Source organism: Gilliamella sp. W8145 (genome assembly GCF_016101145.1).
GTDB lineage: Bacteria > Pseudomonadota > Gammaproteobacteria > Enterobacterales > Orbaceae > Gilliamella > Gilliamella apis_A.
The window spans coordinates 1,568,533-1,583,543 of sequence record NZ_JACFRC010000001.1; the positions used below are offsets into that span (position 1 = coordinate 1,568,533).

Consider the following 15,011-nt stretch of genomic DNA (forward strand, 5'->3'; position numbering starts at 1 on the left):
TGAATTTTACTTATAATAAAAATGCGAAAAGCCACCTAAGTGGCTTTGCTTTAATTACAGCTAATAGAAATTTATTTCGATCTCAATCACATATTAGCATCAGGCATTATTTCAATTTTTGATTTAGAACGAATATCATCGCGAAGATAATAATACGTATCAGCAGCAAATAATGGTAATAATTCTGATGAAATATCTTGATACTCAGTTGGAGTATTTACTTTAGTTAATGCAACAATATAAGCTGTATTATTTTCTAAGAATTCTGCTCCATAAGTCACAGATTTAACACCTTTAATCGGTTGCTCTAAATTAAATACCATATCGACGACTTGTTTATCTAAATTGGTTGAGTCTCTATTTAACTCATACCTTTGACTTAATCGAATTTTATCTGATTTGCCAGTAGTATTTAATTCAGCTAATAGGTTTTCAACATTAGATTTAAAACGATTATCAGATATATCTTTAGTTAATTGTTGTTTAATGGCATCTTTAACTTCATCAAATGGCGCTATTCCTTCAGCACGATTATCAATAACTTGAATAACAAAATCATAACTACCTTGTTTTCTTTCAATTGGAATTAAATCAGATATTTTATGAGTTAACTGACCATCAGTTATCATTTCTTCACTAAAGACTAAATCGCTTATTTCAGGATGATTCATGATTGAAAAAGGATCTTGATAAGTTGTCCAATCAGTCGTATTTACAGTCAGTCCTGTTTTTTCAGCTAACTCCTCAATAGTTTTAGGTGATTCGCTTAATGCAATTTTAATTTTATCTTCAATTGCATTAAATTCATTTTGTATTTTTTGATTAGCTATGCTTGCTTCAATTCTGTCTCTTACCAAATTAAAATCTATACTTTTGGCTGGCTGCTCACCATCTAACTTAATTATTGCATATCCATCATCAGTTGGTATTGGCATTGAAATTTGGTTAACTTTCTTTAGTTTTGCTTTTTTAAATAGTTCAGGTAAAGAACTATCTTCAGCAAACCAGCCTAATGCGCCATTCTTACCATACGGTGAAATATCGTTATTTAAATTGATAGATTGTGCTATTTGTTCAAAATTAGCACCTGCAGCCAATTCTTTAGTTATTTTATAAGCTTGTGCTTTATCTGTTACAAAAATGACACTGAACGCTTTTTGAGCAGGATAACTATATTCATGAATGTTTTTATTGTATTCAGCTTTAACTTCATCTTCATTGACTTTAACTGAATTCGCAATAAGGTCTTTTGAATTGTAAATATATTTAATTTTTACACGTTCTTTCTTATGAAAATCATTTTGATGTTCATTATAATATTTTTGTTCATCCGCTTCAGAAATATTTATATCTTTATTATCATCAATTGATGAATCAATTACCGTCGCATAAACATTTCTCGTTTGATTTTTTAATAATCCAATTTCGGAATCAGATGGCAGAACAAAACTTGATTGAACTAAAGCATCCATAACTTGTTGTTGTTGTAATGACGTTTTTAAGATTTCAGCATAACTATCAGGAGTGAAACCATTTTTAGCCAGTAAATCTAAATAGTTCTGATTATCAAATTTACCGTCTATAAAGAAAACTCTTTGTTGTTTAATATAGTTTTTTATACTTTCGTTACTAATAGCGGTATTAATTTTGTCCGCGAACTGATAAGCTAAATAATTATCTATTTGCTGAGCTAAAATATTTCGACGCAACATTTTGATAAGAGAAGCATCACCGGAAGTGTTTTCAATCGCCTGTTTAGCTTGCTCTTCAAATCCTGCTCGGCTGATACCTTCACCATCAACTTTAGCAATGTATAACTGCTCATCATTGGCGCTATTACCACTACCACCAAAACCAAAAAATCCAACGCCGGTAAAAATAAAACATAAAATAATGATTGCAAAGATTATTTTAACAACAACACTATTTGCTGCTGTTCTAATTGTTTCCATCATAACTGGCTATTCTCCATACACCTGAATTTGAATTTCGCAAGTATAGCATATTTGCTAAAATAGGCTATTATTCAATTAAAAGTCGATAAAAAAAGTCAACACACGGTTGACTTTTTATTCATCTCACTTCAGAAATTTAGCAAACACATTTATACTTTTTTAGTAGTTCTACTAGATTTTGTGCTAGCTTTTTTGCTTTTCACTTTTTCTGTTATAGGCTCAATACCAAATGGATTATTTTGTAAGGCGATAGTTAATACTTCATCAATCCATTTTACTGGTGTAATCTCAATTTCAGATTTCACATTATCTGGGATATCTTCAAGATCTTTAACATTATCAATAGGAATCAATGCTGTTTTAATACCACCTCTATGAGCGGCTAATAACTTTTCTTTTAATCCACCAATTGGTAATACTTCACCTCGTAAGGTTATTTCACCGGTCATCGCGACATCAGAACGAACTGGATTACCGGTTAAAGTTGATACCAACGAGGTACACATCGCAATACCTGCACTTGGACCATCTTTAGGCGTAGCTCCATCAGGAACATGCACATGTATATCACGTTTTTCATAAAAATCGTTATTGATACCAAGTTTTTCTGCTCGCGAACGAACAACAGTCAGTGCAGTTTGAATCGATTCTTGCATTACATCACCAAGAGAGCCGGTATAAGTTAATTTCCCCTTCCCGACAACACTTACCGATTCAATTGTCAATAAATCGCCACCGACTTCCGTCCATGCTAAACCAGTAACTTGACCGATTCGATTTTCACTTTCTGATTTGCCATAATCAAAACGTTGTACACCCAAAAAGTCTTTTAGATTATCTTGATTAATATTCACTTTATGTAATTTACTATTTAAAGCCAGTTGTTTAACCACTTTACGGCAAATTTTAGCTATTTCTCTTTCTAAACTTCTCACTCCAGCTTCACGAGTATAATAGCGAATGATACCGATAATAGCGGAGTCATCAATATCAATTTCTTTGGCTTTTAAACCGCTGTTAGCAATCTGTTTAGAGATTAAATGTTGCTTAGCTATATTTAATTTTTCATCTTCCGTATAACCAGACAGTCGGATGACTTCCATTCTATCAAGTAATGGGGCTGGGATATTCATGGAATTAGCCGTTGCCACAAACATTACGTCAGATAAATCATAGTCTACTTCTAAATAATGATCATTAAATGCATTATTTTGTTCTGGATCAAGTACTTCAAGCAATGCAGAAGCTGGATCACCTCGCATATCAGAAGCCATTTTGTCAATTTCATCTAACAAAAATAGGGGATTTTTAACCCCAACTTTAACCATCCGTTGGATTAATTTACCCGGCATGGATCCGATATAAGTTCTTCTATGACCACGAATTTCTGCTTCATCACGAACACCGCCTAATGCCATACGCACATATTGTCGTCCAGTTGCTTTCGCAATAGATTGGCCTAATGACGTTTTACCGACACCCGGAGGACCTACTAAGCATAAAATTGGACCTTTTACTTTATTAACACGCCCTTGTACGGCTAAATATTCCAATATTCGATCTTTTACACGCTCAAGCCCATAATGATCTTTATCTAATACCTTTTGTGCTGCTTGGATATCTTTTTTTACTTTACTACGTTTATGCCAAGGTAACTGTAACATCCAATCGATATAACCTCGAACCACAGTTGCTTCAGCCGACATAGCTGGCATCATTTTAAGTTTATTTAGTTCGGATAGCGTTTTTTCCTTGGCCTCTTGAGGCATTTTTGCCTTAGAAATTTTTAAGTTTAACTCTTCAAATTCATCAGGTTTATTATCTATATCACCTAACTCTTTATGGATTGCTTTAATTTGCTCATTCAGATAATACTCTTTTTGAGCCTTTTCCATTTGTTGCTTGACTCGTTGACGAATATTTTTTTCTACTTGTAACAAATCGATTTCAGCTTCCATTAATGAAATAAGTAATTCAAAACGTTTTTCTAAATCCGCCGTAACCAAAATATCTTGTTTTTGTTCAACTTTTATAAACAAGGTTGCGGCAATGGAATCAGCAAGTTGTGATGGTTCTTTTATAAGATGAATAGAATCAACAACTTCTTGTGTTACTTTTTTATTAAGTTTGGCATAATCATCAAAGTTTGACAGTAGTACCCTTGTCATTGCTTGATTGATCTTATCTGTTTTCTTCGACTCTTTTAAGGGTTTGATATTGGCTATTAAAAAATCATCTTCTTTTCGTTCAACAATATCAACAATTTTAGCTCGAGTAACCCCTTCAACCAGTACTTTCACTGTACCATCTGGTAATTGAAGTAACTGTAAGACATTAGCTACGGTACCTACTTCATATAAATCTTCAACATTTGGTTCATCTTGGGAAGGATGCTTTTGCGTAACAAGGAAAACTTGCTTATCCATTTCCATTGCACTTTCTAAGCAACGAATTGATTTATTTCGACCAACAAAGAGAGGAATCACCATATGAGGAAATACAACAACATCACGTAATGGTAAAATAGGCATAATCATTTGTTTAGTTTGTTTTGTCTTCATTTTATTCTCTCGGTAGTACAAACTTATCTGTCTTATATTGGGGCCATTTAAAGATATTCAAGCTTTTCCTTTGACGTTTTAAATACGTAAGCACTATCAAAGCACCTACGTATTTTAGGCTGCTGAACATTAACTGTAACTTATCTGCTTAAAAAATTTATTAGTTTACCTATTAAGCAGACAATTCTGCATTTTCACTATAAATTAATTTAGGTGATTGCAACTGATCAACCGTTTCTTTATCAACAAGTACTTTTTTTACATTATCCATTGATGGTAAATCATACATTGTATCTAACAATATATTTTCCACAATTGAACGTAATCCTCTAGCACCTGTTTTACGTTTCATAGCTTTAATGGCAATTGCCTCTAAAGCCTCTTTCGTGAATTCTAGTTCTACACCATCTAATTCCAATAATGCATTAAACTGTTTAGTTAAGGCATTTTTAGGCTCTGTCAATATATTAATTAAAGCATCTTTATCTAGTTCCGATAAAGTGCCAATAACAGGTAGTCTACCAATAAATTCTGGAATTAAACCGAATTTGACCAAATCTTCTGCCTCAATCTGAGCTAGTAATTCAGACTCTGTTGCTTTATTTTTGCTACTTTTTACATCTGCACCAAAACCAATACCAGTATTAGTAGAAACTCGATTTTCAATAACTTTATCTAAGCCACTAAACGCACCACCACAAATAAAAAGAATCTTCGAGGTATCAACTTGTAAAAATTCTTGTTGCGGATGCTTACGTCCACCTTTAGGGGGAACCGATGCCACTGTACCTTCAATTATTTTTAATAATGCTTGTTGTACCCCTTCACCTGATACATCTCGTGTGATAGATGGATTATCTGATTTTCTTGAGATTTTATCTATTTCATCAACATAGATAATTCCTCGTTGGGCTTTTTCTACATCATAATCACAACTTTGCAGTAATTTTTGAATAATATTTTCAACATCTTCGCCAACATAACCTGCTTCGGTTAAAGTTGTTGCATCTGCCATAGCAAAAGGTACATCTAAAAAGCGCGCTAATGTTTCAGCTAATAGTGTTTTACCACTACCTGTTGGACCGATTAATAAAATATTACTTTTACCTAACTCTACATCACTACGAATAGAATAACTACGCAAGCGTTTATAATGATTATAAACAGCCACAGATAATACTTTCTTTGCTCGTTCTTGACCAATGACATATTCATTAAGATGATCACGTATTTCATGAGGAGTTGGCAATGGTTTACTTATGAATTCTTCATGAGATAGAAAATTTTTACTCTCTTCTTTTAAAATATCATTACACAAACCAATACATTCATTACAAATATAAATAGATGATGGCCCAGCAATTAGTTTACGGACTTCATGCTCACTTTTTCCACAAAAAGTACAATAGAGTAATTTTTCTGAGTTTTCTTTATCCACTTTTACCACCTATTTAATATTTAAGAACGCTTATTGTATATGGCATCAACTAATCCATATTCAACCGCTCTTTCAGCTGACATGAAATTATCTCGATCTGTATCTTTTTCAATCACACTTATATCCTGCCCTGTATGCATTGACAAGATATTATTTAATCGACTTTTAACTTGCAAAATTTCTTGAGCATGAATTTGAATATCGGATGCTTGACCTTGAAAACCACCCAAAGGTTGATGAATCATAACACGAGCATTCGGTAGACAGTAACGTTTACCTTTAGTTCCAGCTGTCAAAAGTAGAGAGCCCATTGAGCATGCTTGTCCTAAACAGATAGTACTAACATCTGGTTTAATAAACTGCATCGTGTCATATATAGCCATACCAGCAGTTACAACTCCACCAGGAGAGTTAATATATAAATGAATATCTTTTTCAGGATTTTCTGCTTCAAGAAAAAGCATTTGAGCTATTATTAGATTCGCCATATTATCTTCGACTTGTCCAGTCAAAAATATAATTCTTTCTTTTAATAGTCGTGAGTAAATGTCATAAGCCCTTTCTCCTCGAGAGCTTTGCTCAACAACCATTGGAATCACACTCATGCATGGTTCTAAAGGCATTTTCATCTCCTAATTAAACAAAATAGCCCAAACAGTTAATCCTTATTTGGGCTTTATAAAAAATTTTTTAATTAAATAAAATAACAAATTGCTTATGCAACTTGCTGATTCATTAATTCAGAAAACGAATAGGTTTTCTCTGTTACTTTAGCACTAGCTAATAATAAATCAACTACTTGATCTTCTAGCGCAACAGAACGGATATTATCCATTGCTTTATTATCTTTACGGTAATAATCTACTACTTCTTTTGGATCTTCATAAGCTGTTGCAATTTCATCAATCAATGATTGAACTTTAGTATCATCAGCTTGTAATTTATTGCTTTCAATAATTTCACTAAATAGTAATCCAACTAATACGCGACGTTTAGCTTCTGCTTCAAATAACTCTTTAGGAAGATCCATTGCTTGTTTAGCATTACCACCAAAACGAGTAACCGCTTGTTGACGTAACACATCAACTTCACGATTAACTAAAGCGGCAGGAACTTCAGTATCGTTATTTTTAACTAAACCATCAATAGCTTGTGATTTAATTTTATTACGAATTGTAGCATTAAGTTCACGTAACATATTTTTGCGTACTTCTGCACGTAAACTTTCAACAGTTCCATCAGCAATACCAAATCTTTTAACCACATCTTCATTAAGTTCTGGAAGTTCAAACTCTTCAACTTTCTTAAGTGTAGCAGCAAATACCGCAGGCTTACCTTTTAAGTTTTCAGCATGATAATCTTCTGGGAAAGTTACATTGATATCAAATTGATCACCAGCTTTATGACCAATAATTGCATCTTCAAAACCAGGAATCATACGACCTTGTCCTAAAACAAGAGCAAAATCATCAGCTTTACCACCTTCAAATTCATTACCGTCAACTTTACCTAAAAAGTCGAGAGTAACACGGTTTTGTTCTTTAGCTTCTTGTTCAACAACTTTCCAAGAACCTTGTTGTTTACGCAAAGTTTCAATCATTGTTTCCACATCTGCATCCACAACTTCGGCAACTGGTTTTTCAACTTCGATTTTATCTAAATCTTTAATTTTGATTTCTGGATAAACTTCAAACTCAACGGTAAAAGTATAATCTTCACCATCTTTATATTCTGTTGGAGTATATACTGGTGCACCAGCTGGGTTTAATTTTTCTTGAATGATAGCATCGATAAAATTACGTTGCATTAAATCGCTTAAAGCATCTTGTAAAATAGAAGCACCATAGCGTTGCTCAACAATTTTTAAAGGAACCTTGCCTTTACGAAAACCATCGATACGAACTTTCTTAGCAGTATTTAAAAGTTCTTTATTAACCGCTTTAGTGATATCTTCTGATTTAATAGTAATTGATAAACGACGACCTAAACCTTGTGTTGTTTCTACCGAAACTTGCATCTTTATACCTCGAAATTATTAAATATACTCGCTCATAATCATATTATAAACAATAATTGAGCTAATTAATTTTACAAAATAGGAAAGCATTATACCGACCGTAATCGACTACGTCGAGATATTTAACTGCTTCTTCTCAAGTGCTTTCAAACGTTTATTCATTTCATCAATATGTAATACTAATGAAGCTGTTTTACGCCATACTTTATTTTGTTGTAATGGGATTCCCGATGAATATACACCAGGTTCGGTAATTGGACGCATTACCATTCCCATTCCTGTTACTGTAACTTGATCGCAAATTTCCATATGTCCATTAATGACGCTTGCACCACCAATTAAACAATGACGACCAATAGTTAAACTTCCAGCCATGATTACACCCCCAGCAACAGCGGTATGATCACCGATAATATCGTTATGAGCTATTTGACATTGATTATCAATGATGACACCATTGCCTATAACAGTATCATCTAGAGCACCACGATCTATAGTAGTTGATGCGCCAATTTCAACATTATTACCTATTACAACTCGGCCTAGTTGAGGAATTTTTATCCATTTACCTTTATCATTAGCATAACCAAACCCATCAGCGCCGATTACAGTTCCTGATTGAATTAAGCAATTTTCACCAATAACACAGTTATGATATATAGATATATTAGACCATAGTTTAGTACCCGCTCCGATAATTGTATCCTTGCCAATAAAGCAACCGGCACCAATAATACAATTATCACCAAGAACAACACCACTTTCGATAACGGCATTTGCACCGATAGCAATATTATTACCTAGTTTCACAGTGGGATCGATAACTGCTGAATCAGCAATATCTTTAGCTGGCAAAGGAGTGGTATCCAAAATTTGGGCTAATTTTGCATAACATAAATAAGGATCTTTTACGATTAAAGCTGCCCCACTCCAATATTTAAGACTATCTTCAGTCATGACAACAGCAGATGCATCACAACTAGATAAATTATTTTGGAATTTCTTATCGGACAAAAAAGTTATTTGACCTTGCTTTGCACTTGTCATTGATGCCACACCAGTGATGATTAATTCACCATCACCGTATAAAGTAGCACCCAACTGTTCAGCTAATTGCTCTAAACGAAAAGCAAACATTAATTTTTAACCTTTTCCAAAACTTTATTTGTAATATCAACTGCATCTGAAGCCGATAAAGTTGCTTCTGCTTTTAATATTAAATCATATTTTTCTTCTTCAACTATTTTTTTAACAGCTTCTTGAATTTTAGTTAATAATTTACTGGCTTCTTCTGTTTCTCGTTTACGATAATCATTTGAAAAAGCTTTTGCTTTATTTTCAAAATCAGAAATAGTTTTATTCAATTTTGTTTTTTCAGAAGACGATAAAGTTAAACCATCTTTCTTTAAACGAGCTGCCGCTTCATTAGCTTTCTTCTCTTCTTGTTGTAATGTTTTCGCTCTCGCTTCGAATTCTTTATCTAAAGCTTTTCCAACCGTTTCTCGTTGTGGCATTTGTTGTAACACGGACATAACATCAATAACACCAATTTTAATTTCAGCATTTGCTACACCAGTAAAAAGTAATGCAACACTAAGACCAAGAACAGATATAATTTTTTTCACTTTATTCACCTATATATTTTAGTTATTCACAACTTGGTATTACCATGTTGAACCTATATTAAATTGAAATTGTTGTGCTGAATCACCATTATATTTCTTAAGTGGTTGTGCGTAAGAAAATACCAATGGACCTAATGGAGACATCCATTGAACAGCAAGACCAGCTGACATTCTAATATCCGATGGGGAACTATAATCAGGAATATTTTTTCCTTTTAGATCCCATTCGGTATCCCAAACAGTACCGGCATCAAAAAATACTGATGTTCTAATACTATCGGCATATTTTTCACTGGCAAATGGAGTAGGGACAACCAATTCTGTGCTGGCAAATGCTAGAGCATTCCCCCCGATAGCATCTTTAGATTTTTCACATCCCGATGTATCATTTAGAGTTCGACAACCATTTTTGTTAAAATATACCGCTTTAGGTCCAACAGTATTCGACTTAAAACCACGTAAAACGGTTGAACCACCTGCATAGAAGTTTTCATAAAATGGTAACTCTTTACCACCAAATCCACCACCATATCCTAATCGACCACGAGCTAAGAACACCCAATTATGATCTCCATCAATTGGATAGTAATAAGATGCATCAGTAACCATTTTATAGTATCGGTTGTCAAATACTGGCGCTGTTGCTTTTAAATTTGCAGTCACTTTTAAACCATCAGTTGGAAAGTATCCGCGGTCTAATGAATTATATGTCCAATAAGCATTTAGCAACAAATCGTTGGTATCATATGAAAAAGATTTATCTTTATTTTTCATATTTTCACCCATTGATTCAAAATAGCGCCACATATTATACTGCGCCTGCATATCAGTTAATTGATGGTTAGCAAATTCTGCGCCAAAACGAAGAAAATTATTTTCACTTATTGGGAAACCTAAATTAGCTGTAGCGCCCCAAGTTTTACTTGAATATTCTGACTCATCATCATCGCTATCAGTTTTATAAGTATTATAATAAACACTACCACCTAAACTGACACCATCAACCGTAAAATATGGATCAACAATCGATATTGATGCTGTTTTATCATTGCTAGTAGTATTAATATCAAAAGAAACACTATTACCAGTACCTAACCAGTTATCTTGTGAAATACCAGCATTAAAACTAACACCACTATCAGAGCCAACACCAACACCAAATTTAATACTACCTGTATTTCGTTCGGAAACTTTATAGATGATATCAACCTGATCATCTACACCAGGAACACGTTCGGTGTTCGCTTCTACCGAATCAAAAAATCCAAGTCGATTTAAACGATCTTTTCCAAGTTCGACCAAGCCATTACTTAACCATGAACCTTCCATTTGACGAAGTTCACGACGAACGACACTTTCACTAGTAATTGTATTTCCGACAATCTTAATATTACGGACGTAGAAACGTTGACCAACATCAACTAATACTATCAATTTAACAGTATGTGATGCATCATCCATTTCTGGTTGAATAGATACTTGTGGGTAAGCATAACCAAAATTAGCTAATAAGCGTTTTACATTATCCTCAATATCAGTAATTTTGCTACCACTATAAAGGTCACCAACAGTTAGTTTTTCTTTGGCTATTTTGGTTATTGCCTCTTTATGACCAGCAAAGTTACCTTTAAAATCTAAACCAGATAATTTATATTGTTCACCTTCATGGATATTAATAGTTACATAGATACCTTTTTTATCTGGAGTTAAACTAACTTGTGTAGATTCAATGTTAAAACGTGCATAACCTCGATTTAGATAAAAACTTTGCAATTCATCTAAGTCAGATGCTAATTTTTGTTTTTGATATTTACGGTCACCTAGCATATTCCACCATGGAACTTCGTCACGTAATGTAAAACGAGAAATCAGTTCTTCTGATGAAAAAGCTTTTGCACCAACGATATTGATTTGATCAATTAACGCAGATTTGCCTTCAGCAATAACTAATTTTAGATCAACACGATTACGAGACAATGGCGTAACTACAGCTTTAATTTGAGCATTATATTTGCCTACACTGTAATAAAAGTCCTCTAAACCTTTTTCAATACCTGAGAGCATTGTGCGATCTAATGCATCACCTTCTCGGATACCTGTACTATCTAAATTCTTTTTCAACATATCATCTTTAACAGATTTATTACCGGAAAAAGTAATACTGGCAATAGTAGGACGCTCTTGCACATGAACAATCAGCCTATCCCCATCTCTTGATACCGTGATGTCATCGAAATTACCACTTGAGTAGAGAGATTTAATAATACGCCCTAAGTCAGATTCATTTACATAATCACCAACTTGGATTGGCATTTCAAGCATGGCAGCGCCAACAGTTACTCGCTGCAGACCTTCAAACTTGATATCTTTAACTACAAAATCATCAACACAAAATGCATTGGAACTATATACTGCTGTAGTACTAAACAGCAAAGATGCTATAAGTAAGTTATTTATTTTCATCGTATATATTTATAACCTCATCCCATTACAATCGTAAAATATCATTAAATAGTGCAATTCCCATTATTACCATTAATAAAACAAATCCGACACGAAAAAAACGCTCTTGTGCTTTATTTGATAAGGCATTTCCTTTTATTCTTTCAAAGAATAAAAAAAGCAACTGCCCCCCATCTAACATTGGTAATGGAACAAGATTGATTACACCTAAGCTTATACTAATAAAGGCAAGAAAATATAAGTAAGGAGTAAAACCATAACTTGCTGTTTGCCCTGCGCTTTTTGCTATAGTTATTGGTCCTGATAAATGCTTAAGACCAATAACACCTGTTACTAATTGATAAAGAGATCGAACAGTTAACTTTGTTGTTAATATAGTTTGTTCCATCGCCTTGTCAAATCCATTTAAAAAACTATACTGCTTAATTACTGAATCAGATGTAGGATAAAACCCTGCAACACCCTCTCCATTTTGATTTATTTTGGGTGTTAGAGTCATATTGATATTTTTACCATTACGATCCACTTTCAACACCATAATTTCGGCTCTTTTTATTGTATTAGTAAAATCATTCCAATTTGTATATAACTGATCATTATAACTAATAATTTTATCACCAACTTGCAAACCAGCTTGTTCAGCAGCTGAATCTTTCACAATTTTACTCACAATTGGATAAATTTCCAACTGTTTAGGTATAAAACCAAATGCGGTTATAGCAGAATCTTTCTCTATATCAAAATACCAATGACTAATATTAACATTTTTAGTCACTTCTTTGTTTTTTTTATCGCCATTTAAACTATCTATATAGGTTACTTTAATATTTTGATTACCTAAAGCAGTTAATAATGCAATATTTACATCATTCCAACTATCAATTTTTGCATTATCTATCATTTTTAACTCAGAATCAGCTGGGATACTCAAAGTTGCAGCCGGAGTTAATGGTATGACATTTTTTACTTTAACTGGATACTCAATGACTCCCATCAAAAAAATAATCCAATAGATAAGCACAGCTAAAACAAAATTAGCAAATGGACCCGCAAAAATAATTGCGGCTCTTTGCCATAGTTTCTTTTTATCATAAGCAAGTTTTTCAAAATCGGGAGCTAATTGCCCTGCTCGACTATCGAGCATTCTAACATAGCCACCTAGAGGAATAATAGCAATAACTAATTCAGTTCCACTTGAAAACTTATGTGACCATATTTTTTTACCAAAACCTATCGAAAAACATTCAACATGAACCCTGCATAATCTAGCCACATAAAAATGTCCGAACTCATGTACGGTGACTAATATACTGATAGTAATAATAAATAACAACAGTGACCAGAGCAAAATCAATAACCTTTTAAAGTAAATGTAAAGATAGTGCCGCAAACATTGGAATTGCCGCAGTTAAACTATCAATCCGATCTAAAATGCCACCATGCCCAGGTATTAAATTACCACTATCTTTAATACCCGCTTCTCTTTTAAACATACTTTCAGTCAAATCGCCTAATACTGAAACCAAAATAGCCAATAAAGAACTCAATATAAAGGTAGTGAAACTCAATTGAAAATAACCAGTTAAATAAACAAACGTACTAATTAAAATAGCAGAACCAACCCCACCTAAAAAGCCTTCTATCGTTTTACCGGGCGATACTTTTGCTGCTAATTTTCGTTTACCTAACGCTCTTCCAACAAAATATGCACCAGTATCTGTAGCCCATACTAACACAAATACATATAGCAACCAAACAGCACCAGTATAAGTATTTAATGTATAATTAATTGATCGTAGCTCAATCATACCGATAAAGAAAGGAAACAGAGTAAATAAAGCAAATAACAACTTAATAACTATAGAGTTAGACCAGTATTTTGCTGATTTTGGATAACTAATAACCAGCAATAATGCAGCTAACCACCAAATAATCGATAAACAAATTATATAATTGAATAATCTGTATTTTATTAATTCTGTATTTGGAATTAGGTAAACTAAACTTAATAACATTACAACAGAAAATGCAAAAATAATTTTATTTAATGGTTTAGTGATAGCGAGAAAATTAGTCCATTCCCATGCTGCCATTCCACAAACAACAATGATTAGATAAGAAAATATTGATAATGGCGCAAAAAATAAAGCAAAAATTACCAGCGGAATAAGTATTAGTGCTGTTAGAATACGGTGAATTAACATTAAAGTTCCTCATTTTGAACACCGCCGAAACGTCGTTCTCTAGTATTAAATACGCTTATCGCTTCATCGAAGGATATTGAGTTAAAGTCAGGCCAAAGTGTGTCAGTAAAATAGAGTTCTGCATAGGCACTTTGCCATAATAAAAAGTTACTCATTCGATACTCTCCACCAGTACGAATAACTAATTCAACTTCAGGCAAATCACTCATGCAAATAGTTGAAGCAAAGCTATCCTCATTAATATCTTCAATTTTTATTTTTCCTTGCAAAACCTCAGTTGCCATTTTCTGCGCTGATTGTACAATATCCCAGCGACCACCATAATTAGCCGCAATATTGAGAACAAGGCCAGTATTATTTTGTGTTAAGTATTGGGCATCAATAATCAGTTTTTGGAGATGTTCATGAAACTTTGATATATCGCCAATAATATTTAAACGAACGTTATGTTTATTTAAATTTTTGATTTCACGATTTAAAGCATAAATAAAAAGTGATATTAACGCTGAAACCTCATTAGAGGGTCGTTTCCAATTTTCACTACTAAAAGCATATAAAGTCAATACTTTAATATTTATTTTTGCGGCATGAGTGACAATTTTACGAACCGCTTTTAAACCCGCTCGATGACCAATCGCCCTTAATTGATTACGTTGCTGAGCCCAACGACCATTACCATCCATTATAATAGCGACATGATTTGGAATATATCTTTGTTGTGTCATTTAATATCTCGTAATATCTCAAT

The 15,011-nt window shown here is 33.3% G+C and carries 11 protein-coding genes; all 11 read right to left on the bottom strand.

The annotated features are described in order from the left end of the window. Positions 1-86 precede the first annotated feature (86 nt). Positions 87-1,955 carry a SurA N-terminal domain-containing protein gene (locus H3T80_RS06990; protein ID WP_198200939.1) on the bottom strand — a complete coding sequence of 623 codons (1,869 nt, stop codon included), beginning with the start codon at positions 1,953-1,955 and terminating at the stop codon, positions 87-89. Between the two features lie 149 nt (positions 1,956-2,104). Continuing rightward, positions 2,105-4,516 (bottom strand): endopeptidase La, encoded by a 2,412-nt coding sequence (gene lon, locus H3T80_RS06995; protein WP_198200940.1) that lies wholly within the window; start codon positions 4,514-4,516, stop codon positions 2,105-2,107. 172 nt (positions 4,517-4,688) lie between these two features. Then, on the bottom strand, positions 4,689-5,954 hold the full coding sequence (clpX, locus tag H3T80_RS07000) for an ATP-dependent protease ATP-binding subunit ClpX (protein WP_198200941.1): 1,266 nt from the start codon (positions 5,952-5,954) through the stop codon (positions 4,689-4,691). A 20-nt stretch (positions 5,955-5,974) separates the two neighbouring features. Continuing rightward, positions 5,975-6,577, bottom strand: coding sequence for an ATP-dependent Clp endopeptidase proteolytic subunit ClpP (clpP, locus tag H3T80_RS07005; protein WP_294882269.1), 603 nt, complete (start codon positions 6,575-6,577; stop codon positions 5,975-5,977). 92 nt (positions 6,578-6,669) lie between these two features. Then, positions 6,670-7,971, bottom strand: a complete 1,302-nt coding sequence (tig, locus tag H3T80_RS07010; protein WP_198200946.1) for a trigger factor — start codon at positions 7,969-7,971, stop codon at positions 6,670-6,672. A gap of 108 nt (positions 7,972-8,079) precedes the next feature. Then, positions 8,080-9,108 (bottom strand): UDP-3-O-(3-hydroxymyristoyl)glucosamine N-acyltransferase, encoded by a 1,029-nt coding sequence (gene lpxD, locus H3T80_RS07015; protein ID WP_198200948.1) that lies wholly within the window; start codon positions 9,106-9,108, stop codon positions 8,080-8,082. Then, complete coding sequence (locus H3T80_RS07020) at positions 9,108-9,596, bottom strand: OmpH family outer membrane protein (protein WP_198200950.1); 489 nt, start codon at positions 9,594-9,596, stop codon at positions 9,108-9,110. The genes lpxD and H3T80_RS07020 overlap by 1 nt, the downstream gene beginning before the upstream one ends. A gap of 39 nt (positions 9,597-9,635) precedes the next feature. Beyond that, entirely contained in the window at positions 9,636-12,059 is a 2,424-nt protein-coding gene (gene bamA, locus H3T80_RS07025; RefSeq protein ID WP_198200952.1) for an outer membrane protein assembly factor BamA, read from the bottom strand. Between the two features lie 25 nt (positions 12,060-12,084). Beyond that, positions 12,085-13,407: an RIP metalloprotease RseP gene (gene rseP, locus H3T80_RS07030; protein WP_198200954.1), complete on the bottom strand. Its 1,323-nt coding sequence runs from the start codon at positions 13,405-13,407 to the stop codon at positions 12,085-12,087. 13 nt (positions 13,408-13,420) lie between these two features. Next, complete coding sequence (locus H3T80_RS07035; RefSeq protein ID WP_198200956.1) at positions 13,421-14,263, bottom strand: phosphatidate cytidylyltransferase; 843 nt, start codon at positions 14,261-14,263, stop codon at positions 13,421-13,423. After that, positions 14,263-14,988 carry an isoprenyl transferase gene (locus tag H3T80_RS07040; protein ID WP_198200958.1) on the bottom strand — a complete coding sequence of 242 codons (726 nt, stop codon included), beginning with the start codon at positions 14,986-14,988 and terminating at the stop codon, positions 14,263-14,265. Before H3T80_RS07040 ends, H3T80_RS07035 begins: the two co-directional genes overlap by 1 nt. Between the last annotated feature and the right edge of the window lie 23 nt (positions 14,989-15,011).